Annotated in this window: 23 protein-coding genes and 2 pseudogenes; 10 read left to right on the top strand and 15 right to left on the bottom strand. The window is 64.7% G+C overall.

Annotation, left to right across the window (positions count from 1 at the left end; genetic code table 11):
• The first annotated feature begins 13 nt into the window (after positions 1-13).
• Both ACZI8Q_RS04665 and ACZI8Q_RS04660 read left to right on the top strand, forming a co-directional pair.
• A complete protein-coding gene (locus ACZI8Q_RS04665) occupies positions 14-1,036 on the top strand; it encodes an SDR family oxidoreductase (RefSeq protein WP_463372333.1) in 1,023 nt (340 codons plus the stop codon).
• 275 nt (positions 1,037-1,311) lie between these two features.
• Positions 1,312-2,529, top strand: a complete 1,218-nt coding sequence (locus ACZI8Q_RS04660; protein WP_463372332.1) for an NAD(P)/FAD-dependent oxidoreductase — start codon at positions 1,312-1,314, stop codon at positions 2,527-2,529.
• 54 nt (positions 2,530-2,583) lie between these two features.
• On the opposite strand, the gene ACZI8Q_RS04655 is transcribed toward ACZI8Q_RS04660, so the two are convergent.
• On the bottom strand, positions 2,584-3,171 hold the full coding sequence (locus ACZI8Q_RS04655) for a putative glycolipid-binding domain-containing protein (RefSeq protein WP_463372331.1): 588 nt from the start codon (positions 3,169-3,171) through the stop codon (positions 2,584-2,586).
• 69 nt (positions 3,172-3,240) lie between these two features.
• On the bottom strand, positions 3,241-4,821 hold the full coding sequence (locus tag ACZI8Q_RS04650) for a cation:proton antiporter (protein ID WP_463372330.1): 1,581 nt from the start codon (positions 4,819-4,821) through the stop codon (positions 3,241-3,243).
• A 176-nt stretch (positions 4,822-4,997) separates the two neighbouring features.
• Between ACZI8Q_RS04650 and ACZI8Q_RS04645 the strand changes: the two genes are divergently transcribed.
• From ACZI8Q_RS04645 to ACZI8Q_RS04635, 3 genes are all read left to right on the top strand, one after another.
• Positions 4,998-6,143: a DNA cytosine methyltransferase gene (locus ACZI8Q_RS04645; RefSeq protein WP_463372473.1), complete on the top strand. Its 1,146-nt coding sequence runs from the start codon at positions 4,998-5,000 to the stop codon at positions 6,141-6,143.
• A 3-nt stretch (positions 6,144-6,146) separates the two neighbouring features.
• Positions 6,147-6,545, top strand: coding sequence for a very short patch repair endonuclease (locus ACZI8Q_RS04640; RefSeq protein ID WP_463372329.1), 399 nt, complete (start codon positions 6,147-6,149; stop codon positions 6,543-6,545).
• A gap of 80 nt (positions 6,546-6,625) precedes the next feature.
• Complete coding sequence (locus tag ACZI8Q_RS04635; protein ID WP_463372328.1) at positions 6,626-6,883, top strand: hypothetical protein; 258 nt, start codon at positions 6,626-6,628, stop codon at positions 6,881-6,883.
• 105 nt (positions 6,884-6,988) lie between these two features.
• Here the strand turns inward: ACZI8Q_RS04635 and ACZI8Q_RS04630 are convergent.
• Together ACZI8Q_RS04630 and ACZI8Q_RS04625 are read right to left on the bottom strand one after the other, a co-directional pair.
• A pseudogene (locus ACZI8Q_RS04630) lies at positions 6,989-7,312 on the bottom strand (M23 family metallopeptidase); the annotation flags it as partial.
• A gap of 189 nt (positions 7,313-7,501) precedes the next feature.
• Positions 7,502-8,065: pseudogene (locus ACZI8Q_RS04625) on the bottom strand (LysM peptidoglycan-binding domain-containing protein); the annotation flags it as partial.
• A gap of 500 nt (positions 8,066-8,565) precedes the next feature.
• Between ACZI8Q_RS04625 and ACZI8Q_RS04620 the strand changes: the two are divergent.
• Entirely contained in the window at positions 8,566-9,210 is a 645-nt protein-coding gene (locus ACZI8Q_RS04620) for a hypothetical protein (RefSeq protein WP_463372327.1), read from the top strand.
• A gap of 2 nt (positions 9,211-9,212) precedes the next feature.
• Here ACZI8Q_RS04620 and ACZI8Q_RS04615 read toward each other — a convergent pair whose 3' ends face one another.
• From ACZI8Q_RS04615 to ACZI8Q_RS04600, 4 genes are all read right to left on the bottom strand, one after another.
• Complete coding sequence (locus ACZI8Q_RS04615; RefSeq protein ID WP_463372472.1) at positions 9,213-10,019, bottom strand: NmrA family NAD(P)-binding protein; 807 nt, start codon at positions 10,017-10,019, stop codon at positions 9,213-9,215.
• 41 nt (positions 10,020-10,060) lie between these two features.
• Positions 10,061-11,464 (bottom strand): wax ester/triacylglycerol synthase domain-containing protein, encoded by a 1,404-nt coding sequence (locus ACZI8Q_RS04610; protein WP_463372326.1) that lies wholly within the window; start codon positions 11,462-11,464, stop codon positions 10,061-10,063.
• Between the two features lie 125 nt (positions 11,465-11,589).
• Positions 11,590-11,859: a hypothetical protein gene (locus ACZI8Q_RS04605; protein ID WP_463372325.1), complete on the bottom strand. Its 270-nt coding sequence runs from the start codon at positions 11,857-11,859 to the stop codon at positions 11,590-11,592.
• 12 nt (positions 11,860-11,871) lie between these two features.
• A complete protein-coding gene (locus tag ACZI8Q_RS04600; RefSeq protein WP_463372324.1) occupies positions 11,872-12,750 on the bottom strand; it encodes an RNase H family protein in 879 nt (292 codons plus the stop codon).
• A 170-nt stretch (positions 12,751-12,920) separates the two neighbouring features.
• Between ACZI8Q_RS04600 and ACZI8Q_RS04595 the strand changes: the two genes are divergently transcribed.
• From ACZI8Q_RS04595 to ACZI8Q_RS04585, 3 genes are read left to right on the top strand one after another with little or no spacing between them, the layout of a single operon-like run.
• Positions 12,921-15,008 (top strand): hypothetical protein, encoded by a 2,088-nt coding sequence (locus ACZI8Q_RS04595; protein WP_463372323.1) that lies wholly within the window; start codon positions 12,921-12,923, stop codon positions 15,006-15,008.
• 3 nt (positions 15,009-15,011) lie between these two features.
• A complete protein-coding gene (locus tag ACZI8Q_RS04590) occupies positions 15,012-16,628 on the top strand; it encodes a class I SAM-dependent DNA methyltransferase (RefSeq protein ID WP_463372322.1) in 1,617 nt (538 codons plus the stop codon).
• Positions 16,625-17,857 carry a restriction endonuclease subunit S gene (locus tag ACZI8Q_RS04585; protein WP_463372321.1) on the top strand — a complete coding sequence of 411 codons (1,233 nt, stop codon included), beginning with the start codon at positions 16,625-16,627 and terminating at the stop codon, positions 17,855-17,857. Before ACZI8Q_RS04590 ends, ACZI8Q_RS04585 begins: the two co-directional genes overlap by 4 nt.
• Positions 17,858-18,051: 194 nt before the next feature.
• Here ACZI8Q_RS04585 and ACZI8Q_RS04580 read toward each other — a convergent pair whose 3' ends face one another.
• Positions 18,052-19,350, bottom strand: coding sequence for a hypothetical protein (locus ACZI8Q_RS04580; RefSeq protein ID WP_463372320.1), 1,299 nt, complete (start codon positions 19,348-19,350; stop codon positions 18,052-18,054).
• Positions 19,351-19,831: 481 nt separating this feature from the next.
• Between ACZI8Q_RS04580 and ACZI8Q_RS04575 the strand changes: the two genes are divergently transcribed.
• Positions 19,832-20,293 carry an SHOCT domain-containing protein gene (locus ACZI8Q_RS04575; RefSeq protein ID WP_463372319.1) on the top strand — a complete coding sequence of 154 codons (462 nt, stop codon included), beginning with the start codon at positions 19,832-19,834 and terminating at the stop codon, positions 20,291-20,293.
• Positions 20,294-20,363: 70 nt separating this feature from the next.
• On the opposite strand, the gene ACZI8Q_RS04570 is transcribed toward ACZI8Q_RS04575, so the two are convergent.
• The 6 genes from ACZI8Q_RS04570 to ACZI8Q_RS04545 form a co-directional block, all read right to left on the bottom strand.
• Complete coding sequence (locus ACZI8Q_RS04570) at positions 20,364-20,651, bottom strand: hypothetical protein (RefSeq protein ID WP_463372318.1); 288 nt, start codon at positions 20,649-20,651, stop codon at positions 20,364-20,366.
• Positions 20,652-20,717: 66 nt separating this feature from the next.
• Positions 20,718-20,882, bottom strand: coding sequence for a hypothetical protein (locus ACZI8Q_RS04565; protein ID WP_463372317.1), 165 nt, complete (start codon positions 20,880-20,882; stop codon positions 20,718-20,720).
• A gap of 78 nt (positions 20,883-20,960) precedes the next feature.
• Positions 20,961-21,515: a DUF3558 family protein gene (locus tag ACZI8Q_RS04560; protein WP_463372316.1), complete on the bottom strand. Its 555-nt coding sequence runs from the start codon at positions 21,513-21,515 to the stop codon at positions 20,961-20,963.
• Positions 21,512-21,949, bottom strand: coding sequence for a hypothetical protein (locus tag ACZI8Q_RS04555; RefSeq protein ID WP_463372315.1), 438 nt, complete (start codon positions 21,947-21,949; stop codon positions 21,512-21,514). Before ACZI8Q_RS04555 ends, ACZI8Q_RS04560 begins: the two co-directional genes overlap by 4 nt.
• A 12-nt stretch (positions 21,950-21,961) precedes the next feature.
• Positions 21,962-22,720, bottom strand: coding sequence for an ESX secretion-associated protein EspG (locus ACZI8Q_RS04550; protein ID WP_463372314.1), 759 nt, complete (start codon positions 22,718-22,720; stop codon positions 21,962-21,964).
• Positions 22,717-23,907: a hypothetical protein gene (locus tag ACZI8Q_RS04545; protein WP_463372313.1), complete on the bottom strand. Its 1,191-nt coding sequence runs from the start codon at positions 23,905-23,907 to the stop codon at positions 22,717-22,719. The genes ACZI8Q_RS04550 and ACZI8Q_RS04545 overlap by 4 nt, the downstream gene beginning before the upstream one ends.
• Between the last annotated feature and the right edge of the window lie 20 nt (positions 23,908-23,927).

Raw genomic sequence — 23,927 nt, 5'->3', positions numbered from 1 at the left:
GGAGGAACGGATCATGACCACAGCTTCACGACGACGTGTCGTCGTGGTGACCGGCGCAAGCGGCGGTATCGGCCGCGCAGCGGCACGCGCTTTCGGGGCCCGCGGTGATGCCGTGGCCGTGCTCGCCCGCGGCGAAGAGGGACTTGCCGGAGCCGTCCGCGACATCGAAACCGCCGGCGGTGTCGGGCACGCCTGGCCCACGGATATGGCGGATCCGGGCGCTGTCGACGCAGCAGCAACAGAGATAGAAGGCACGCTCGGCCCCATTGACGTGTGGGTGAACGTGGCATTCACGTCGGTGTTCGCCCGGTTCCGCGACATCTCGCCAACAGAGTTCAAACGGGTGACCGAGGTCAATTATCTGGGCTTCGTGTACGGCACCATGGCGGCGCTGCACCGAATGTCGCCACGGGATTCGGGCACCATCGTGCAGGTGGGCTCCGCTCTCGCCTACCGGGGCATCCCTTTGCAGAGCGCCTACTGCGGGTCGAAACACGCGATTCAGGGGTTCAACGAGGCATTGCGTTGCGAACTACTGCACGACACCAGCAGCGTGCATGTGACGATGTTGCAGATGCCTGCGGTCAATACGCCACAATTCTCGTGGGTGCGGTCGCGCCTGCCGCGCCACGCTCAGCCGGTACCGCCGATCTTTCAGCCCGAGGTCGCGGCCAGGGCCGTCGTGCACGCCGCAGACCACCCTCGCCGACGCGAGTACTGGGTGGGAGCCAGTACCGTAGGCACTCTCACAGCGAACGCGATCGCACCGGGCATTCTCGACCGCTACCTTGCTCGGACCGGGTTCGAGTCACAGCAGACCGCTCAGCGCCGCGCCCCCAACAAGCCGGAAAATCTGTGGGAACCCGCAGACGGGCCGAGTGGTCGCGACTTCGGCGCGCACGGCGTCTTCGACGACCAAGCCAACGACTCGAGCGCGCAGTTGTGGGCGTCGCACCATCACGGGTTGATCGGGGCCTTGGTAGGAGCCGCCGCCACGGGGACCGTCGCGCTTCTTGCGCGACGGTCACGCGCATGACACCGGTCGAACCCCTGCTGCCCATTGCTGATCGGATCTAGAGGCTCGAAGGCCTCGGCATGATCGTTCCGAATCCACCCAATGGCTCGCCCCAGTCGACTGCTACCGACTCAGTGGCTACTCGTGCGCCCGACAAACACGTGGATCCGCAGGTTGAATTCCTGGTCGCCAAACGCACTTCGCCCACCGCACCGTAGAGGAAATGGGATTCCTCACCAAATTGGTGCGTCCTGTCACTGTGGACGCCGTCAGCCAAGACTTGCGACGATCGAGGGGTGACCGTTTCGAAGCGTGTCCTCGTCCTCGGTTCCGGGTTCGCCGGATTGTGGGCGGCGCTGGGGGCTGCGCGCAGGCGAGGTGAACTCGATGCGACGGACTCCGTCGATGTCACGATGATCAGTCGGCAGCCGTTCCATGACATCCGTGTCCGCAACTATGAGGCAGACCTGAGCGGTTGCCGCATCCCGCTGGGTGACCTGCTCGACCCGGTTGGTGTCGGGCACGTCGTCGCCGACGTGAGTGCGATCGACGCCGCTGCGCGCACCGTCACCGTCTCGGCCGTTGGGCAACAGGGCACGCACCGGTACGACCGCCTGATCATGGCGTTGGGGAGCCAGGTCGTGAAACCTGATATCCCCGGACTGCGCAAATACAGCTTCGATGTGGACACCTACGACGGCGCGGTGAGGCTCCAGCGGCATCTGGCCGCATTGGTGGACGGGCCGGCACGGGCGGGTGCGGCGACCGTCGTGGTGGTCGGTGCCGGGCTGACGGGTATCGAAACGGCATCCGAGCTGCCGGGAAGACTGGCGAAAATGTTCCCGGGAACCGACCCGGCACCGCGTGTGATCCTGATCGACCACAACCAGCACGTCGGTTCCGACATGGGCGAATCCGCACGGCCGGTGATCGAAGCGGCACTGGCGGAGAACGGTGTCGAGACGGTGACCGGTGTCGGCGTCACCGCTGTCGACGAGCACGGTGTGACGCTCTCCTCCGGGGAGATGCTGTCCACGGCCACCGTCGTGTGGTGTGCGGGTATGCGAGCGAATCCGTTGACCGCACAACTCGGCGTCGAGCGCGACCGGTTCGGACGCCTGCCGGTCGACGACTTTCTGAGGGTGACGGGGGCGCCCGACGTGTTCGCCGCCGGTGACGTCGCCGCCGCACGCATGGACGAGCACCACCTGTCGGTGATGTCGTGCCAGCACGGGCGCCCGATGGGCCGGTACGCGGGTTACAACGTGGTCGGTGATCTACTCGGCGAGCGGATGCTCGCACTTCGGATCCCTTGGTACGTCACGGTTCTCGATCTGGGTCCCGCGGGAGCGGTGTACACCGAGGGATGGGATCGCGAAGTCGTGTCGCAGGGAGGGCAAGCCAAAGCCACCAAGGTCACCATCAACACCCGGCGCATCTATCCGCCGCTGAACCGAGACCGCGAGGCGCTGCTGTCCGCCGCAGCACCGGCGCTGCAAGGTCGGCCCGACTGACTTCCGTGAGCGGCCTGCGAGTCCAGAGACTCGTCAACCACTCACAGAGGGGAGTCAGACGCGCTGGGCCAGACCTGGGTAGTCGAGGACGAAACCGTCGCCGTCGATGTGCACGGACGACGAGGAAACCGGCGACAGGACGTGGATGCCGTCGGGACCGCTGCTGTAGGTGATGCTTGCCGGGTTCACCTCGAGGTCGAGGAGCTTCACGTACACCACCGGCACCTCGATGTCCTCGGACATCGAGTTCATACCGAACCGCCGGATCGGCAGGGTGTTGAACAGTGGGCTGAGAACCACGTCCACGTCGAGTGCGCCGTCGAAGGTGGACCGCTGATGGCGTGACCCGCTGTCGACCATCCACACACCCTCGTCGTCGCGGCTGATCGACATCTGACGCTCGCCGGCGGCCATCGACGTCCGCAGCGACAGCCGATTGGTGACACCGTTCTCGTCCGTCACCAGGTCGTACGAGGCGCTGAAAGCCGGATGTTCCGGACAGTCACCGCCGATGATGCGACCGAACGCTCTGATCCGATCACCGTTGAGTTGCACACGCGCCGACTCCATTCGAGGTGCATTGTGTGCCCGCCAGGTCAGCACGGCGGGCCAGGTCGGGGCTTCGGACGCTGGCGTGTTCACCCATCTACGGTAAGCGACGCGGGCGCGCCACGGGGCAACGGGCCGCGTACCGGCAGGTCGGGCACAATTTCAGTGACGGAAGGACTGGGTGTCGCTTGCTGTCGACAATCTGTCGAGACGCTCGAGCACCCGGTCGACCACCTGCGGGTCCTGTCCCTTCTCCGACCGCGCCGACAGCATCTCGGCCTGCGCCGCGGCCAGCGCATTGCGCTGCAGCCTCCGCAACCCCTTCCGCCGCTCCTTGAGCTTTTCGACGTGCTCTGCGTACTCGTTGGTGTGGATGCCGGGCGCAGATTCATCCTCGAACCGGTGATACAGCGCCTTGATGTGGGCGACCGATTCGGCCGGGAGTTCGGGCGGGGCATCCGTGACGACGGCGAGTGCTGCCGTGCGGGCACGTTCGACGAGCGCATGCTCTTCGGCGTTCTCGGCGTCCGCCACCTGCGCGATTCCGAGCCACTTCACCAACCACGGCAGTGTGAAGCCCGGCACGATCATGCTCATCACCAGCACCACAGCGGCGATGACGATGGCCTCGGCACGCCACGGAAAGTCCGCGACGGGAAGACTCAACGCCAGGGCCAGTGTCACCAGACCGCGCATGCCGCACCACGTCATCACCAGCGCCTCTGAGGCTGTGCGCGGCGCCGAGGCCGCACTGGCACCCCAGCGGCGCACCCCGAGCCAGGTCGCCCCCATCCACAGACCCCGGACCACGACGAGGACGACGCCGATGATCACACCATGGCCCACCATGGTCCACAGGTCGTCACCGGCGTTGTCGACGATGTACCGGAACTCGAGGCCGACGAGACCGAAGGCGAGGCCGGTGATCAGCAGTTCGGCCACGTGCCAGAACGAGGCGCCGGCCAACCGGTCTTCGGCCTCGATCTCGGAGTTGGCGGAACTCATCTGCACCGCGGCCACGACGACAGCGATCACGCCGGACGCGTGGATTTCTTCGGCGAGCAGGTATACGACGAACGGGATGACCAGGGTGAGACCGCTACGTCCCGGGATGTCGACGATCCGCACCACCAGCGCCGATCCCAGCCAGCCGACGATCAGTCCGACCACCACGGCAGCACCGGCCGTGTAGAGGAAGTGCAGCACCTCGAACCCGAAGTCGAGATTCTCTCGGGCGATGGTGGCGCCCAGCGCTGCCTGGAAGGCGACGAGGGCGGCGGCGTCGTTGAACAGGCCTTCGGTCTGTAGGACACCTACGATGCGACGTGGGATGCCCACGGGCTCGGCAACCGCTTCGACTGCTACCGGGTCCGGTGGTGCGCACATGGCGCCGATGGCGATGGCGGCGGCCACGGTGATGCCGGGGACCAGTGCCCACGCGGACCACGCCACCGCGGCGGTCGTCACGAACACCAGGCCGACGGAATGCAGAACGATGGATTTCCAGCGGTCGCGGAACATTGCCCACGAGGTTCGCCGGGCCAGCGCCCACAACAGCGGCGGCAGGAACAACGGCAGAATCAGTTCCGGCTCCAACGCGACGTGCGGAATACCGGGAATGAAGGCTGCACCGGCAGCAATCAGGGTCAGCAGCACCGGCCAGGGTGCATGAAACCGGTCACCCAAGCCGACGATCAGAACGGTACCGAGCATGAGCCCGACGACAACGATCAATTGGTCCACAGAGCGTTTCCTCCCCCGGTGTGCACGTGCGCCCAGTTCGGACGCGGCGGAAATTTTCCCATACATGCAGCCGCCCCAGCATTTCGGTAGGTCGCTGGTCATGGAGCGCTCGAATCTCGAGTAACGTCTTGTGCTGACTGTTCGTGAGAGAGGGTGCCGTGACGACAACCGGGAACATGGTGGGTTTGTTCGCCGGTATCGGCGGGCTCGAACTCGGCCTGCGCGAACACGGCTGGAACACCGAACTGCTCTGCGAGATCGACCCCGGAGCGGGCGCCGTTCTCCAGAAGCGTTTCGCCGAGGTCCCCCTGCATCCGGACGTGACGACGCTGCGTTCGCTGCCCGCCGACATCGAACTCGTCGCCGCTGGATTCCCCTGTCAGGACCTGTCGCAGGCGGGACGCACCGCCGGTATCACCGGTTCGCGTTCGGGTCTGGTGGACGAGGTGTTTCGTCTGGTCAAACGGCGCAAAGGCCCCCGCTGGCTGTTGATCGAGAACGTGCCGTTCATGTTGCAGCTCGGCCGGGGCGCCGCGATGCGGCACATCACCGATGCGCTCGAGGACCTCGGCTACATGTGGGCGTACCGGGTGGTGGATGCGCGCGCCTTCGGACTCCCCCAGCGCCGGCAGCGGGTGTTGATGCTTGCGTCCCGCACCGAGGATCCGCGCACGATTCTGTTCGGTGAGGATGCCGGTGAACGTCCCGGCGAGGACTTCCGGGACGTTCCGTGCGGCTTCTATTGGACGGAGGGAACCCGCGGCCTGGGCTGGGCGGTCAACGCGGTGCCGACTCTCAAGGGTGGCTCGTCGGTGGGCATCGCCAGTCCCCCGGCCGTCCACCTGCCGTCCGGTGAGATCGTCACACCGGGGTTGCTCGACGCCGAACGCCTCCAAGGCTTCGATCCGGAGTGGACGGCCCCGGCCGCGGAGGCACCGGGCATGCGTAACAGTCACCGGTGGAAACTCGTCGGCAACGCGGTGAGCGTGCGGATGGCGTCATGGGTGGCCGAGCGGCTCTCCCGCCCGATCCCCTACGGCGACGAAACCGAAAGCACCCTCGTGCGCGGCGACGCCTGGCCGACGGCTGCGTGGGGGCGCGACGGGCACACGGTTCGCGTCCACACGTCCACCTGGCCGGTGCAGCAGCCGTACGAGGATCTGAGCGGTTTCCTCGAAGATTCGAGGCTGTTGTCGGCAAGGGCAACGGCGGGTTTCCTCAAACGCGCGCGGGCGGGGAATCTGCGCTTCGCCCCCGGATTCATCGACGACGTCGAGAGTCATCTCGCCCGGATGGGCGGTTTCCCGGAGGCGGCCGCGTAGACCATGCCGGCCACCGACCCCGCCACCAGCGCGCGACTGTCTGCGCAGCGCCGACGCGACACCGCGCCGGAGATGGCGTTGCGGAGGGAACTGCACCGCCGCGGCTACCGGTACTTCGTGGATCGGGCACCGGTCCGAGGATTGCGACGGCGCGCCGACCTGGTGTTTCCCAAGCGGAAGGTTGCCGTGTACGTCGACGGTTGCTTCTGGCACAGCTGTCCCCAACACGCGACGGCGCCGAAGAACAATGCCGATTGGTGGGCCGAGAAGCTGGCCGCGAATGTGCGGCGTGATCGCGACACCGACGAGCGACTGGCCGCCGCCGGGTGGACCGTGGTCCGGGTGTGGGAGCACGAGGACGCGACCGTCGCGGCGCAGCGTGTGCGCGTGGTTTTGCAGTAATCGATGCTGGTGCAGGGCCCCCGATCGGTGGATGATGGGGTGACCGATCCTCTGCTCACGCTGTTTCACGGGAGATTGTCATGATTCGCCATGCTGCGGCGGCGGCAATGGTTTCGGTCGCGATGGCCGCGACCATCGTCGCTTCCGCCGCCTTCGCCGATTCCGCTGACGCGTACATCAGCAATCCCGTCACCGACTCGTCGTTGCAGGGCTTCTGCGACGATCAGGCCACGGTCGCGAACAACCTCGCGGCGCAGAACCAGACCACCCGCGCCACGGAGGTCGTCGCGGCCGCGAACATGCGCGGCTGCCGGATCTTCACCTTCGAAAGCCCCTGATTCTGCCGACCGGTCCGAGCCCAGAAAACCCCCGCGAACAGCGGGGGTTTTCCGGGTCTTGCACCAGACGGAGGACTCGGTCGTCCTCGGTTCGTGTGGCGTGAATCAGCGGAGCCAGCTGGGGATCACGCCGTGATCGGCGAGCCACGCTGCCGGATCGAGCTTGATGCCGGCGGCGTCGTGCACCTCGAAGTGCAGGTGCGGGCCGGTGGACTGGCCGCGGTTGCCGACGGTCGCGATCTGCTGGCCGGCGGACACGTGCTCGCCGACGTTGACGAGGAACTCGTGAATGTGGCCGTAGACCGAGGTGGCGCCGCTGGCGTGCAGGATGCGCACCCACTGGCCGAAGCCGTCTGCCGGTCCTGCACTGATCACCTCGCCGCCCTCGGTCGCGACGACCGGGGTTCCGATCGGGGCGGCGACGTCGATGCCGCCGTGCTGGGTGCCCCAGCGGCTGCCGAAGTTCGAGGTGAGGGTGCCGACGACGGGCGAAACGATGTCCTGCACGGCTTGCGTGGCAGCGGCGACCGGGTCGGCCGGTGCCGGTGCCGGTGTGGCAGGAACCTCGGGTGCGGCGGGAGCCTCGGGTGCGGCCGGGGCCGGCGCCTCGGTGGGGCCGAGAGTCAGTGCGTCACCCGGGTAGATCAGGTCGGGGTTGACGACCTGTGCAACCAGATCCTGCAGGGACACCTGCTCGGTGAGCGCGATGCCGGACAGGGTGTCACCGAGCTTGACGATGTAGCTCTGCACGTCTGCCGGTGCCGGCGGAGCTGCAGGGGCCGGTCCCGGCGCGGGGGCAGGTGCTGCGGCCTGCTCTGCCGGTGCGGCGGCGCCCGGGGTGGTGCCGCTGGTCAGGTACTGCCCGCAGACGGGCCATGCACCGACACCCTGGCCTGCGAGGACGTTCTCTGCGACGCGGATCTGCTCTGCCTTGCTGGCGTTGGCCGCGTTGCCCGATCCACCGAAAGCGTTCCAGGTGCTCTGCTTGAACTGCAGGCCGCCGTAGAAGCCGTTGCCGGTGTTGGCAGCCCAGTTGCCGGACGATTCGCATTCTGCGACCCCCGACCAGTCGTGGGTGGGCTGGGCCTGTGCCACTCCGCCGCCGAAAGCGACGGGAAGCGCAACGACCGCTCCTGCGGTTGCGGCTGCGCCCAGGGCATGCTTGATGTTGATACTGGTCATGCGGGGTAAATCCTCTCCACACCCGCCGACGAGAAGCCCGTGCACAGTTGCACCCTGGGTCTTGTTGTTCTCGTTCCTGCCCCTTGGGGGTATGGATTCCGGTGCCTGCGGGGCAGGATCTGGCAGATGGCAGGTCCGGGGTGTTTCGGTCCGTTGTTCGGGTTTGTCGGACCCGAAGCGTTTCTGGCTGAGAACGACGGTAAAGAAACATCACGGAAAGGTCACGGCGCGATTTCGTGGACGACCGTCCATGTTATTTTCGCTTGTCAGAGCGTTTTTGCTGGTCATCTATCCAGACGCGAAATTGAAGCCAAACTGTTACCTACTCGTTATGTGACGAGGGACACAGCAAAAATGCGATGCCTGACACGTTCTATCGGCCCTGGTAACAGACGGAACCGACGTAACAAGCGGTCGGTTATGGCTATTCGGACTTGCCTTCGACCGCTGCAACTGAGTCGCTATCCGCCACTAATCAGAAGGAGTCACCCATTACAGCCGTGCCCGAAGCAACCGCCGAGCGAGTCGCCCTCCCCTTACGCAACGGTAGCGACGAAGAGTTGGGCCGTTGGAAGGCAGACACTCGGGTACGGAAGTTGGTCAGGTTCCCCGTGCACCCGGAGCCTCGACTGTGCGTGACGCACGGTGCACCCTCCGCCTGGTCCACGCGGGGGCGGGTGTGGGCGAATCCGGATACCGAGTTCGAACGGAAATCCGGCCCGGCCAAAATCGCGCACGACCTCTTTGCGCCAGGGGCCGGCCCGTTGTCACGCGGCGCCAACCGCCTACGCAACGCTCCTTCGACTGAAGTCACCGCTCACGGGTGCGGAGCGTGCCGCAGTTGGCGGCGCCGTCGTCGACTGCGAACCGCGGCCCTCTTCACCGCGGCGCTGTGCCTGTTCATCCCCGTGCCAAAGGCGCTGGCCGCGACGTCACACGACCTCCTCGCCTCCCTATCGCTGTATGCCGGGCTGTTCGTGCTGATTGTTGCCATGAAGTCGTGGAACTGGTTCCACGAGTTCGCGAAGGCGTCCGTAAGCACTGACGGAGAGCACCTGGTGATCAGCGACGCCCATCCCGATTACGTGCGAGAAGCGTTGGCGCTGGGCGCCGAGAAGGTGCCTGATCCCCGCATCTCGGCCTGAGGTCAGAGGAAGGCATCGGCGTGCGTCTGCAACCATTCGTCGATGCCGGTGGCGGGTCGTCCGGTGATCTGCTCCACCAGATCGTTCGCGGGCACGACGTATCCGGCGCCGTCACCTTCCTTGAGTTGCACATACCACCGCGCGTACTCGCCCATCGCCGGGGTGAGGGCTTCGATGCCTTCCTCGACCGAAACCTGCCGGAACTCGATCTCGCGCCCCAACGCGTCGCCGATGTGACGCACCACCTCGCGGCGACTGAGAGTTTCGGGGCCGGTGATGGACAGTGATTCCCCGATGCGATCCCTGCTCAGGAGAAGTGCCGCTGCTACTTCCGCGATGTCGTTCATGGTGATCAGCGGGCTCGCCGAATCCGGGAACGGCTCGCGCACCACGCCGTGATTCTTGATCTGCTCGGCCAGCATGGTGGTGTTCTCCATGAACTCGTCCGGCCACAGGTGCGTCCACTCGATCCCGGAGTCTTCCACTGCCCGTGTCACATCACCCCAGTGGCTTTCGTGCTCGCCGGACAGGTCGACGACGTACCGGACGCCGGCTTCCTTCGCGAGCTTCAGCACGTCGGCCGTGGTTTCGGGGGTCGGGGCCAGATACATCGCCTCCACCCCGTCGAACACACCGGTGAGGCTGTCGAGGTCGCGCAGATACCCCTTGACGACGTCCACTCCGTCCGGGAGTTTCGCCCTGTCCGGTTTGTTGGTCAGCGCCCGCACATCGGTTGCATCCCGTGCGCGCAGGTGGTCGACGACCATGCGTCCGATATTTCCCGTTGCCCCTGTCACCATTATCGCCACAAGGCCGACCATACGTACGTCACCACTGCGCAGCGGTGCATTCACGCACCGAGCAGTCCGCCCTCCTCGTCGACGGCCTCGGATGCGGGGGCAGTGCGTTTCATGAGCTGTTCGTAGCCGCGACGGATCAGTGCCGTGAGTTCGGGGAGATCACGAACCTGACGTGGGTCCGCGGTCACGCTGACCGTGAGGCAATCACCGATCGAGGTGATCAGGTAACCGACCCCTCCCGGATACACCAGTGTGGTCATGCCGAAGTGCCCGAGGACTGGAGACCCGGCCAACTCCCACCCCTCGGCCGAACCCATCGGCACGCTGGTCGCGAGAAAATTGGCGAAGGGTATGGTCGGCGACTTCTTCGGTAGCGCGCCGAACACCCGGACCGCGGCGCGGATCGCGAAGCCGGGCAGGCGCGGCGCCGCGGCCTCGGCGCGGATGTGCGCAGGGCTGAGCTTTCGTGCCCACTCTGCCCGCACCTCGTCGTGCACTGCACGAACACGCGTCACCGGATCGGGGATCTCGGTGTGCAGGTTCACGGTTGCGGTCGTGAACCGGTTCCGCGTTTCCCCGTCGATCAGGTCCCGAGTCGAGATGGGGACCGTGGCTGCCAATGATCCGTCGACCTCACCGAGGTAGTCCGCCAGTGCCCCACCGATGATCGCCAGCACCAGATCGTTGACGGTGGCATCACCGATCTTCTCGGCGGCCGCACTCAGCGCGGCAATCTCGAAGAAGGCCGCATCGACGACTCTGTCGGGGCCGAGTTTCCGGTTGATGGCGGTCCGTGGCCACTGCGTCACCGGCTTCGTCCAATGGCCTGCCGCAGCCTCGGCACGCACCTGCTTCCGGGCGCGCCGATACCGGACCAGATCACCGACGAGCCGACCGCAGGTAACCGGAAACGCTGCAACGGCGCGTGCTGTCACCGCCGCCCGCGTGGTCGGCTTCTCGGGAACGTAATCGGGTAGTGGTTCGGCACTGAACAGCGTTCGGATGAGTTCGGCGCCGCCCTTGCCGTCGACCACGGCATGGTGCACCTTTCCGACCACCACGTCACACGGCTCGTCTCGGCCGTCGATGCCGCGCACGCCGCGGATCAGGTGGCGTTCCCACAATGGCCGCGACCAGTCGAACGGTGCCGCATGAATGGCCGGGAGCAGCGCACACAGCGCTTCCCAATCGTCGGCGTCGTGGACGTGAATGTGACGACCCGGATCGAAGTGCGGGTCGTCGGCCCATACCGGTGTGCCGATATCGCCCAGTGGACGGACCATCTTCCGTCGGAGTGGTGCAAGCTTGGCGGCACGCTCGGCCATCCACTGCACGAGGTCGTCGGTGGAGCGGTCGCTCGCGGCGAACACGCACGCGGAAACAATGGCCTGAGGAGACTTCGCCGTCTCGATGTACGCAAACACCGCATCGCGGTAGTGCACGGGTGTCGTCATCGTCAGATGCTCTTTCTACTTCGCCAGGATGTCTGCGCCGACGCCGACAACAGCAGTGACTTGTTTCACATTCGGATTGATGTTAGAGCCTCAGCGAGATCGCCGATCATTCGACCATACGTATGTCATGAACCCGGTGAGCTGGGGGTACACTCTCCGGCTTGCGACAAACCGGACAGCGCTTCGAGGACCTGCCGGGCATCCCAGGTTGCGCCGCACACGATCTCTCGGAAGCCGCCCTCATCGGCGCTGCGCCAGGTGACGACGACACTGACGAGCCGGCCGGGCATCTGACACGCGGTGAAGTCGACGCCGTCGATCCTCGCGCTCATCGTGTCGTAGGAGTCGGGGCCCTCGAAGCCGAGTTCCCGGTAGACGTCCATCCATTCGTGCATGTCTTCTCCTACTCAGGCGGCGGGACGGGCAAGCTCGAGCGAGCTGACGATGTTGCGACCGATCAGGCGGCGCGAGTCGGCCGGCACTGCGGCTTCGAAGGTTCTGCGTGCCGAGACGGCGAGACGGTCGGCGACCTCGTTGAGCGGGTGACCGGAATGGCCTCGCACCCAAGAGATCCGCACCTCGCGGCCGTGGAGCAGGCGGTGAATGTCGTCGACGTTGGTGAGAACTTCCCCGCCACCTTTCGTGACCAGTTCGGCGTGCGAGGCTTTCAGGCACGCGATCGCATGCTTGCTGTCGGTCAGGATGTGGAGCTTGCGGTTGCGGAACGTCTTGATTGCCAACGCAATTGCCAGCAGTTCACCGGCCAGGACCGACCCGGTGCGCGGGTGGACTTTCTGACGGTGCTGACCCTCGCTGCTCACGCACGCCACTCCGACGCCCCTACGGCGAAACGATTTCGATGCGTCGGTGGCGACGACGAGTTCGGGCAACGCGGCGCGCTCGTCCAGGCGGCGCTGCTGGTGTTCGCACCGCAGCCGCTCGACCTCGTCCCCGATGCGGCGCGCCGCCCGGTCGATCATCGGCAGAAACCGTCCTCGCGCAACGTCGACCAGTTGCACGGAGGGAAACGACTCCGCGACGGCAGCGATCTCGCGCCGCAACCCCGCGTCGGTGATGTGAACAAGGGCGGGCGTTCCGTTCTGCATACTCATATCGACCGCAGCCGCGAAGGCGTCCAGGCCGGCGGCGTAGCGCGATTCGGAGGTCTTACCCTCACGGCCGAACACGAGGACCTGGGATTCGCCGCCGAGTTCCCAGGCGATGGCTGCGTAGGTGCGCTCCCCCTCGGGCGTATCGGTGCGGCGAATGTGAATGGCGGCGAGCATGTGATTCTCCCTCGTTCGTAGCGACGAGGACCACTGTGGATCGAGCGCCAGACAAAAGCATCGAATCTGTCGATAAGGGGGGTTATCGAACGAGTCGCAATTCACGTCGGACCGATGAGCTACGTTGTGAGGGCTGGTTTCGCCGAGTCTACGAAGGGGGTGCGACATCCATGACGAGTTCGATGCCTGACACCGCGTCCACCCTGTTACTCAGCAAGCCGGATATCGCGGCCCTGGCGCGGGTGCAACGTCCCGTCGTGTCGGTGTGGGTGGCGCGGTACCGCGCCACTGACGCACCGTTTCCGACGGCTGTTTCCACCCGCGGCCGTGAGGAGTTGTTCGCCGGCCCCGAGGTGGTCGAGTGGATTCGTGCGCGTGGCCTCGGGAACAGCGAGAGTCTGTCGGAAGACCTCGCGATGTTCGCCGCGCTGGACCACCGGTCCGAGCTCACCGCGGACGCCGCATTCCACGGCATCACCGCGCTGTTGTGCGTGAAGGCGATGCTCGCCGATCAGCTCTCCGAGATGGATGGTGAAGACCTTCTCGACGAGGCCGACGAACTCGACCCGGACGACGAGTTCCTGTTCGCCGAAGTCGACGCGCTCGGCGACCAACGCGAGACCTTCGCACGGTACGTCGATCAGATGGCCGATGCCGCCTACACACCGGCGCAGGCGTTCGAATCGTTGATGGCGCAGCGTTTCCGGATGCAACGCGCCGACTTGGCCGACAGTGCATTGGCTCCCCGCGCGCTGGAACTGGGCGCCAGGGTGTGCGCCGCGTTGGCTACCGATGAGCACGAGGTGTTCGTCGATCCGTCGGTGGACGGCAGCGACCTGCTGATCGCGCTCCGCCAGGCGCTCCCCGAGTTCGACGAACCCCTCGCGATGACAGGTACATCGGACACTGCTGGTTCACGGTTGGCGCGTCGACGTCTGGCCGTTCACGGTTGGCGACGCACCAAGGCGCCGGCGGGCGGCTTCGCGGACGGTTTCACCATCGACGGTCCCGCCATGTTCCTCACCCAGTTCCCGTCTCCGTCCACGGTGGGCCTGTCGGACGCGCAGGTTCTCGAGCACATCGACAACATCGTGTTGCAGATGGGCCCACATCACCGGGGCGTGGTGCTCGGCCCCGCGAGCGCCCTGGTCGATCCGATCGCCGACCGCGAGGCACGTCTGATCCGGGCAGGGCTGCTGCGTTCGGACAGGCTGCGTGCCGCGATGCGGCTGCCCGAAGGCCTGCTGACCACCCGACCGGGTTTGCCGATGGCGATATGGGTGCTCGGCTCCGCCGACCCGTCCATCAAACCTGCCGACCGGTGGACCGTCACCGCCGATGTGAGCGCCACCGATCTGGACGAGCCGCTCATCGAGGCGATCGTCTCCGATGTGACCGCCGCGATGGGCACCACTGGTGCCGTCAGGGCACACGCCTTCCGGCACGGCGCGATCCGGATGACCGCGAAACTTCTCGCCAACGACCAGCACGGGTTGGCGCCGCGCACCACGACCCGAAGGCGGACGCCCTCGGGTGCCGAGTTGGCGGCGCAGGCACTCGAAACCCTGGATGCACTCAACCACCGAGCGACCCGGGCCGAGGAGCCGCTGGAGGTGTCGCTCGAGTACCGCGAACCGGGTGGCACCGCCCTGCCGACGCTCGGCGAACTGGCTGCGCAGAAGCGGGTCAAGCTCCTTCCCGGCCACCGGATCGATGCGTCGGATGTGGTGGACGGCGGCGATATTCGGGTGCTGGGTGTCGACGAGGTGCTCGGCCGCACCCGGATCGGGGTTCGCGGCATCGACCGGTACACGTTCGCCACCAAGCATCCGAACGCGCGGTACACCGAGCCCGGCGACATCGTGTTCTGCGCCAACCCTGCGGTATCCGCCATCGTCGACCACGACGGTGCCGCGGTGGTGCTCGCACCGGCACGGGTGCTGCGGGTGAAGGATCCCGAGCGGTCCGGGCTCGTCCCCGAACTCGTGGCGCGCCATATCGCCGCGTCTGCGCCGCGCATCAGACCACAGCAGGCCATCCGCTCCGGCAACGACTGGAAGTATTGGCACGTCCCGCGGCTCGCAGCCGATCAGACTGGCGCAGTGCGTGACGCGCTGTCCGATATCCGTGAACGACGCAGAACTGCAGAAGAACTCCTGAACAACCTCGACGATTTCACGTCCACCCTTGTCGACGGTCTGGCACACGGTGTGCTGACCGTGTCCGGCAAGCCCCCGACCTCCCCCGAGAAAGGCTGATCCATGCCACCGAAGAAGAAGGCGGCGGTGTCTGCGCCGTCGACCATGAAGGAACTCAAGGACACGCTGTGGAAGGCCGCGGACAAGCTGCGCGGGTCGATGGACGCGTCGCAGTACAAGGACGTGATCTTGGGTCTGGTGTTCCTCAAGTATGTCTCGGATGCGTTCGACGAGCGGCGCGAACAGATCCGGGAGGAGCTGGTGGCGGACGGCATGGACGAGGAGCAGATCGCGGACCTGATCGACGACCAGGACGAATACGTCGGCAGCGGGGTGTTCTATGTTCCCGAGACCGCGCGCTGGTCGTATCTGTCGCAGAATGCCAAGGGCACCCAGGAAATCGGCGGGGTGGCCGGTAAGACGATCGGGCAGATCGTCGACGATGCGATGCGCTCGCTGATGTCGGCGAACGCTTCGGTACTGAATGGCACCTTGCCGATTCTCTACAACAACGTGAGTGTGGATCAGCGCCGGCTCGGGGAGCTGATCGACCTGCTGGGTGATACCCGGTTCACCGGTCACGGCGCGAAGAAGGCCCGCGACGTTCTGGGTGAGGTGTACGAGTACTTCTTGGAGAAGTTCGCCCGCGCCGAGGGCAAGCGGGGCGGCGAGTTCTACACGCCTGCAGGCGTGGTACGTGTGCTGGTGGAGGTGTTGGAGCCGTATAACGGACGGGTGTACGACCCGTGCTGTGGTTCGGGTGGCATGTTCGTGCAGACGGAGAAGTTCATCGAACATCACGGCGGCAACCCGACGCAGGTGGCGGTGTACGGCCAGGAGCTGAATCAGCGCACCTGGCAGATGGCTCGGATGAACCTTGCGATTCACGGTGTGACGGGTGATTTGGCGGATCGCTGGGAGGACACGTTCGCCCAGGACAAGCACCCGGATCTGTTGGCCGACTATGTGATGGCCAATCCTCCGTTCAATATCAAGGATTGGTCGCGCCGCGAGGACGACAAACGCTGGAAGTACGGTGTGCCGCCGGCCGGCAACGCGAACTATGCGTGGATTCAGCACATCATCTCGAAGCTGGCGGAACGCGGCAGTGCCGGTGTGGTGATGGCGAACGGTTCGATGTCGTCGAACTCGGGCGGCGAGGGCGATATCCGCGCCCAGCTGGTGGAGGCCGATCTGGTGTCGTGCATGGTGGCGTTGCCGACGCAGTTGTTCCGCAGCACGGGAATTCCGGTGTGCGTGTGGTTTTTCGCGAAGGACAAGTCGGTGGGCCCGAAGGGTTCGATCGACCGTCAGGGGCAGGTGCTGTTCATCGACGCCCGGAACTTGGGGTACATGGTGGACCGCGCCGAGCGGGCACTCAGCGATGACGACATCAGCAAGATCGGCCAGACCTTCCACGCCTGGCGGGGAACGGAATCAGCGTCCGGTATCGAGTACGTCAACGAACCAGGCTTCTGCTACTCCGCATCATTGGCGGAAATCAAGGAAGCCGATTACGCACTGACGCCGGGCCGGTACGTCGGTGCCGCACCGCTCGAGGACGATGGCGAGCCGATCGAAGAGAAGCTCGAACGGTTGACGAGCGAGTTGTTCGCTCGGTTCGAGGAGTCAGATCGCTTGCAGGCCGTCGTGCGCGAACAGTTGGGGAGGGTGAAATGAGCGACTCCAACGAAGTCTGGGAATCCTATCGCTTGCCCGCGGTTCTGGATTTTCGTGAGGGTCCCGGGATCCTTGCAAAGGACTTTCACCCCACGGGTGTTCCTCTCATACGACTATCCGGACTCAAGTATGGGGCCAGCCTCCTCGACGGTTGCAATCATTTGGCGCCCGAGCTTGCAAGCACTAAGTGGTCACACTTTCGCGTTCTAGAAGGAGACGTCTTGCTGAGCACCTCGGCGTCACTGGGCGAGGTGGCCATTGTCACCGAAGATGCCGCCGGAGCAATCCCCTACACCGGGATCATCCGGTTCCGGCCGAGGGACCGGCGTCAGATCACTCCACAATTCATCCGCCATCTACTGGAGGCCCCTGACTTCAAAGCGCAGGTCGAAGCAATGGGTGTGGGAAGCGTTATGCGGCACTTTGGCCCCACCCACCTGAAGCACATGATGGTCAAGGTCCCCCCCCTATCTACGCAACACGCCATCGCCGAGGTCCTCGGCGCCCTCGACGACAAGATCGCCGCGAACCGCGAGATCCGGAAACTCACAGACGAACTGGCAATGACTCATCTCCGAGCCGGTGGACTCGGACGTCCGAATCGAGCGGATGATCGAACTGTGGGGCACTACGCCCAGATTGTGCGTGGGAACACTTACCAAAGCCTTCTCCTCGGTCAGGATGGTCCGGTATTGCTTGGCCTCGGCTCGATCGAACGGGGCGGTGGGTTCAAGCGCACGAATCTCAAATCCTACGGTGGCGAATGCCCGGAGCGAACCCTCGTGCGATCTGGCGATGTGTACGTGTCACTGAAGGACGTGACACATACGGCGGACCTACTGGGCGCAGTCGCACGAATGCCGCCAGATATCGAGCTTGGACGACTGACGCAGGACACAGTAAAACTACGGTTCGACAAAGCTGAAATCGATCCACGGTATGTGTACTGGCATCTCAGATCGCCCGCCTACCGCAGTTATTGTCGCGAGCGCGCAACGGGCACCACCAATCTCGGACTCAAGCGCGAAGACTTCCTTGCGTATCGCATTCCGGAACCCACATCCGAAAGCGCGCAAGTAGTGGAGTTGCTTGAATCAGCAGACAAGCGCGCATGGCAAGCTGACATGGAATCGGAGAAGTTGGCAGATGTCCGTGACTCACTTTTGCCACGTCTGATGTCAGGCTGTCTGCAGGTACGCGAGGTCGATCACGCGATGAAGGGGGTGTAGTTAGCTGCTGGCGTCTACTGCACTACACGTCCGAAGCCAGCAGACTGTGCTGTTGAGCGTCGCGTTCGGTTGGCGGTCACCCAATTAGTGAGTTGGCCATGTCAGTATCCCGACTGACGAAGGGCAGCGGGTTACTCAATTACGCCAGTCACGTTGCCCCTACGAGGACTTGCGCTGCTTGTGTGGCGGTACTCCTATGTGTTTGCACGTCGGATCTGAATCTGTGCATTCGCCTCGTCGCGCCACGCAGCGTACTCGCGTACCCAATCGATCACTGCGTTTGGAGGCAGGGCATTAAGCCAGTTTCGAACCGGCCGGGAGAAACGGTTCCGGGACTTGAATCCGTCTGGCCCGAGGAACAGCCAGGCGGTCTTCTCGAAGGTTCGGAACTTATCGCACAAACGATCGCTGATGAAGTTCGCAAGCGCGTCCGCCGCCTCCATCGCTGCGCGAACCTCGGCAACGGTGGGCCTGTAGCCAGCATGTACGACGCGATTCCGCATGTTGGCAACCTCGTTGTACCAACGACCAACGACCCCCGACGTAATATCCCAATTGCCACCGAGCAGACTTCCGTACTGGGTCTTAACCCTCGCAGCGAGAGCACCTGAAAAGAGCTTCGCTGCATCAGACTCACTCGTTCCCTGCTCCCATAAAAGCATCTTCAGTAGCCCATCCAGCGCGACCTCACACGCGATAGCAAGCTGAACAATGGATGCACCATTGTCGCCGTTGACCAGCAACTCGTGGTTCGCATTACTGCGGCGTTCAACGAAGGAAGTCACAGGATCGCCATGCGTGAGTCGCGTCATACATACTGCAAGCAAATCCTGATCGATGTTGCCGATGTCGTCCGCCATCGAACCAAGTGCGATGTTTCTTGAGTCCAGCATCATGATTCCGTCGGGAGTGACGGTCTCATCTGCGAGCGTTCGTCGGAACGTCAAGACAATCGGGGAGAGCCTCTGGTACGTCAGCTCTTCACTTGATTTCTTCGCGATCACCCGGTACGCGCGGTGCCATTCGAAGAGCTTGTCAAGACACCTGGTAAGCGGGTCCGGTTTCGTCTCCGTCGCGAATAGGTCCTCGTTCGATGCCACGAAGGTGACTGCCTCAACCGCCGTGCGATGACGCATAAAAGCAGGTGGGGTCCTACCCAGGTCACCGTCAATCGACTGCTTCGACTCCCTCGGATGAACGCGCTCAAACGCGTCAACCAGGTGTCGTAAGTCGACCTCGAACGGCGACTGCGACTTGTCCTCCACTTGCCAGAAGCGGAGGGAAACAAAGTTTCGACCCACTCCATCAGATGGGAAAGGACAAGTGGAACTCGCAGTATGCGCAAGTTGAATGCCGTCGAGCAGTGGTTCCGGTTCGTCGGTCTCGAAGCTCCAGACTTGCTGATCAGGGACGGGAATCCCCTCGGGGAGGATCATCACGAAGCCTTTGAGGTATGGCGCGTGGAAGTCGCTGTCGGTGTCATCACTCGTCACGCCATATCCATACCAGCTGAATGGGACTGCTCAGAGTTCAGTGGCTCGTCGAATCGAGTGGGTCTGGCCCAGGTGCGGACTCGTTGATGCCGCAAACTGGACCGGACTGAGCTTGCAGAGGCGCCATTCGCGACGCTTGCAGTGCGATCCAGGTCTCGTTCGTCAAGCGTAGTTGTTCGTGGGTGGACCATCGTTTGAGGTTCCCCAGCCGTCGATGCCGGCGACGGCGCGGGCGTCGGGTCCGAAACCATCGCAAGGGTGAAACGTCAACGGCGGCAACTCGGGCGGGCCAGCCTCCTACTCACCGGATGCACAGGCCGACAGCGACAGCGACGACACATGACCCGACCGATCTCGGAAATATCATGCGAGGTCGTCGCCTTGTGTGGCGGTGGCAGACCGCCCATGGGGCACCATCGTCTACGTGCGATAATCGATCGCCCATTCCGGGCACACTTAATCGTGGGAATCGAGTAGACGCATGACCTCAACAACCCACCCTCTGGGGCGTGGAATGAACAGTGGAGCGTTCGGCAGGATCATCGAATACGACGATGGGATGGCAGCGTACAAGCGGCCGACGGAGTTCTCTCACGCGTTCAGGGTGAGGATCGCTGACGTCACCGGGTTCTCGGTCGAGCGTGGCAAGAAGATGCTACAGCGTCGTCTGCTGATCCTCGGCAACGGCACCACCCTCGCTACGGCCGATGTCGCGCACGGTGTTGCCGAGCAGATCGAGGGATGGTTCCGGGCACACAAGGACTTCGGTGGCAATCGGGGTTCGTCGGCTGCGGCCCCGATCCACACCAGCCCTCAACCGGGTGGACAGTCCGGGCCGTCGCTGCTCGCGGACGAGCTGATGAAGCTCGCGGGGTTGAGGGATCAGGGCATCCTCACGGACGCCGAGTTCGAGGCGCAGAAGGCGAAACTGCTGGCGCGTTGAGGCCCCGGCAACGTATCCGACGGACGGTTCTTCGCTGGCGCCGGCCCTGGTGAGGGTTCTGTTCCCTGTTCTATGTGCGGGGCCGCAGGAGTCTGCTGGCCGCTCTGAAGACACGGTCGAAGGTGTCGTCGATGTCGTGCGATCCGGCGAGGAGATCACGTAGCCCGGTCCTTGCGAGTTCGAGTTCGTGGGCGGCGATGGTGGGTTCACCGAGGGTGTCGACGTCGAGTTCCGCCGGCGCGAGGAGCGCGTATTCGCGGGCCAGTTCGATGAGTGCCCGTCGGGTGTTCCGGTGCGCCTCGCGCGCCTCCTGCAACTGCAGATACAGGGCCGACGGCTGTGCGCTGCCGGCCGTCATGGCTGGCCTCGATTCCAGGCGCGGCGGGAATTTCATTGTGTCGGATGCCGCTGACATCGGGTGGTGTCAGCGGCTCGTGCGGCGTGCGTCGACGGCGGCGACACGGTGCATCGCGGTCGCCCAATCGCAGCGGCCGTCAGCGAACGTGGGGAACCGGCCGTACAGGTCTCGGGTGGCGGAGGCGGGTTTCGCGCCGGCGCCGCGGTCCGCCAGGCGACCTCCGCGCACCACCAGGCCCACACTATCGACTCGTGCCGGTAGCGGGTCCGCCGCCGCTCAAAGGTGCCGCACACCCCGAAACACCAGGCCTCACAGGTGGTCAGGGAAATACGGCGCTAGATCCTCGACGACTTGAAGAGCGAACGTGCACGCCTGCTCGGGGCTCTCGATAGCACCGGGACCGACAGGCGGATAACCAGGCGACGGGTACCCGACCATCACTTCCAGCACATTGGGGTCGAAATCCACTGATGCGATGCATTGCAGCCCACCCGGAAAATCATGAACCCGGGTACGGTGACCGGCGACCGTAGTGTCCTCCACGAGGGTGAGCCGCTCGTCATCCTCGGCTTTGGACCAGGGTATGCGGTTGGAGGAAATCAGCACCGACGTGTACGGATCATCGGAATGATAGGAGCACTCCCGAGCTTGGAAGGGCTGCTCACGATCTGGGTAGCGTTTGGGGACTTTCCCGTCGATGCCCGCGACGGCACGGGCATCGGGCCCGAAACCATTGCACGGGTGAAACGTCAACGCCGGCAACTCCGGCGGAGCAGCCTCCTGCTCATCAGATGAGCAGGCCGTCAGCGACACCATCAGTGCCGCAGCAACCGCGCCGGTGGCGAGCCGATACGTGGCCCTCATGAGAGGGTGTCTCCTTGTGCGTTGAGGGAGTCGGTGGTGATGCCTTCTTGCTCTTCGTAGGCTTTGAGAACAGCTTCGAAGGTTGACTTCATATCCAGAGCGTGGCTTTGGTGCGAACGGAACAGCCCCACCGCTGAGTTCCAGCCCTCGATTTGCCCGCCGCCGATGGCTTTGTCCTTGAATTTCTGCGTCAACTGTCGCGCCGATTCCAAATACTCTTCGCCGATCCCGAGTGCATCGACGTGAAGTTCACGGCTGGCGCGTTCAGCGAATTCGCCCATAGCAATTGCGTGGTCATCGCAGAGTGTGATGCAACGCTTGATCGCCTCAGGGTCGAGGTCGAGGTGCCCTGAGCCGAGGGCGAGGTCGGTGACAGCTTTCCAGGAACCGCCCTGCGGGGCACCTGACGGTGTGGTCTGCTCGTTGTCGCTCATCCGTTCCTCCTTCTACCAGTACTGTTCGGCCAGCTCACGCTGAGCGCGTAGACCACGGGCGATCAATGACTCCAACGTCGACACCACCAGTTGCGGACCTGCGGGCACGGCAGCATTCGGATCGCGAGAGCCGATCATGTACCGGCCGTCGCCAGCCACGTCGAGCCAACGAATCATGCCCACCTCACCACGAACATGACGCGGCCCCTGACAGACGCGGATCGTTCCCCTGCCGGCGTACCCGGCCCGCATGGCGTCCTCGAGCCTCGGTGCGGCCCCCGCCGCACCAGCGCTTCTCAGAATGCCCTGGGAGAAGTAATCGTCCTCGGTGACATCGTTGCGCGCGAACGTCCGCTTGCCCGCCGCATTCTGCGGGATCTGACCGACCAGCAGGGAAGCAAGATCGGTGGTGATACCCGCTCCGAGCACCACATCCCCACCCGCAGCAGGGGTGGCACCGGGTTCCTGAACCGCAGCGGCGCACCAGCGTTGCAGCTGGGCACCGATGATCCGGATCGGCGTCTTCTCGACCGTCTCACCGGAGATTTCGACGAACACCTCGGGCTCCGCCAAAATCCGCATCGCCAGGCGAACATTGTCGCGATCCTTCCCGGCGAACGCCTCCTGTATCCGGCGTTGCTCGTACTCGAAGGCACCCCATGTGCGAGCCGCACTGGTCGGCGAAAAGGGAAACGGCGGGCGGTCCTGCCCGGCCGCGTCCCACAGCGCACCGAACTGGTCGCCACGCAACTGCCAATTGGCGATCCTCATGCGCCAATCACCGGAGGCGCCACGGTCGGCATCTTGCCGATCAGTTCGTTGCCGTTCTCGAGGGTGATCAAGTATCCGGGCGTCTGATGTTCGGTGTCGTCATTGCCGCCGGCCCCGCGGGCACCTCCGCCGCCCATCATGCCGCCCATCCCCATCGGACGGACACCACCGACACCGGCCGTGCCACCGATTCTGCCACCGCCACCGGTTACCCCCGTAGAACCCGGCGCTTTCGGGGCCGCCGCGGCCGCAGGCGGAATACCACCCGCAACACCACCACCGATGCCTCCGCCTGCACCCCCGCCAGTCGCACCACCACCTGCCAAGCCGCCACCGACACCCGCAGCACTCGGGACACCACCCATACGCGACGCATCACCGAGTCCGGCACCACCCATCGTGGGCATGCCCGCTGCCGAGGCGGCACCGGTGCTCGCCGGTTCGCCAGCGCCCAGCCCGGATGCCATACCGGACTGGTCGGCGACACCCTCACCCATCGGAGACCCTGGCACGCCCGACTGCGGGCCGCCCACCGGAGACGCCTGCGAGGCCGTCGGGGAACCGGTAGGTCCTGCCGGGTTTCCGGTGCCGGGACTTCCGGAGCTTCCAGGACCGCCGAGATAGCCCGAGTTCGGACCGGCAGCCCCTGGGTCGGGCGGGGTGACGATCTCGGGCAGCTTGGTGAATGTTTGGGCCGTGCCGTCGCTGCCTACGACGCCGGGAACATAAATGGTGTTCATCGCGTCCAGGGCTTCCTGATGACGCCGGTAGTACTCGTCGTCGGTGTCGGTCTTCCACGGAGTCAGGTGATCCCAGAAGCTCAGATCCTGAACTTCCGGCACGGCCCCGCCCTTGAGACGTGTGGCAGCCTGATAGATCGGATCCAGCGCACCGGCCGTGCTGAGCAAATCCCCCTTCAGCGGCTCGGCGCTCCTGCCATACGCATCGGCCTTGGCGTCCGCGGCACTCGCTGCCGTACCCGACCAGCCCAACTCGATCTCACGTCGCACTGCCGCTACGAAGTCGGTGATCTGCGTCGCGCCGGACGCACCGAACCCTTTCCACACTCCGACAACCGAATCGACATTCGCCGGGGTCATCGACTGGGCAACCTCGCGAAGCCGCTCTGGACTCCAGTCGGCAGCCTGAAAGTACTCCGGATCACTGACATAAATCGGTTCGCTCACGAACACTCCCCCTGGACGAC

This window comes from Rhodococcus quanlei (assembly GCF_055231015.1).
This window is presented reverse-complemented; position numbering and strand designations above follow the sequence as displayed.

Excerpts from the sequence above, each read along its gene's own strand:
- ACZI8Q_RS04590 (WP_463372322.1), top strand. The coding sequence starts at position 15,012 with ATGCCACCGAAGAAGAAGGCGGCGGTGTCTGCGCCGTCGACCATGAAG.
- ACZI8Q_RS04605 (WP_463372325.1), bottom strand. The coding sequence starts at position 11,859 with ATGCACGAATGGATGGACGTCTACCGGGAACTCGGCTTCGAGGGCCCC.
- ACZI8Q_RS04665 (WP_463372333.1), top strand. The coding sequence starts at position 14 with ATGACCACAGCTTCACGACGACGTGTCGTCGTGGTGACCGGCGCAAGC.
- ACZI8Q_RS04575 (WP_463372319.1), top strand. The coding sequence starts at position 19,832 with ATGACCTCAACAACCCACCCTCTGGGGCGTGGAATGAACAGTGGAGCG.
- ACZI8Q_RS04600 (WP_463372324.1), bottom strand. The coding sequence starts at position 12,750 with ATGCTCGCCGCCATTCACATTCGCCGCACCGATACGCCCGAGGGGGAG.
- ACZI8Q_RS04635 (WP_463372328.1), top strand. The coding sequence starts at position 6,626 with ATGATTCGCCATGCTGCGGCGGCGGCAATGGTTTCGGTCGCGATGGCC.
- ACZI8Q_RS04645 (WP_463372473.1), top strand. The coding sequence starts at position 4,998 with ATGGTGGGTTTGTTCGCCGGTATCGGCGGGCTCGAACTCGGCCTGCGC.
- ACZI8Q_RS04555 (WP_463372315.1), bottom strand. The coding sequence starts at position 21,949 with ATGAGCGACAACGAGCAGACCACACCGTCAGGTGCCCCGCAGGGCGGT.
- ACZI8Q_RS04595 (WP_463372323.1), top strand. The coding sequence starts at position 12,921 with ATGACGAGTTCGATGCCTGACACCGCGTCCACCCTGTTACTCAGCAAG.
- ACZI8Q_RS04585 (WP_463372321.1), top strand. The coding sequence starts at position 16,625 with ATGAGCGACTCCAACGAAGTCTGGGAATCCTATCGCTTGCCCGCGGTT.
- ACZI8Q_RS04550 (WP_463372314.1), bottom strand. The coding sequence starts at position 22,720 with ATGAGGATCGCCAATTGGCAGTTGCGTGGCGACCAGTTCGGTGCGCTG.
- ACZI8Q_RS04610 (WP_463372326.1), bottom strand. The coding sequence starts at position 11,464 with ATGACGACACCCGTGCACTACCGCGATGCGGTGTTTGCGTACATCGAG.
- ACZI8Q_RS04640 (WP_463372329.1), top strand. The coding sequence starts at position 6,147 with ATGCCGGCCACCGACCCCGCCACCAGCGCGCGACTGTCTGCGCAGCGC.
- ACZI8Q_RS04560 (WP_463372316.1), bottom strand. The coding sequence starts at position 21,515 with ATGAGGGCCACGTATCGGCTCGCCACCGGCGCGGTTGCTGCGGCACTG.
- ACZI8Q_RS04570 (WP_463372318.1), bottom strand. The coding sequence starts at position 20,651 with ATGACGGCCGGCAGCGCACAGCCGTCGGCCCTGTATCTGCAGTTGCAG.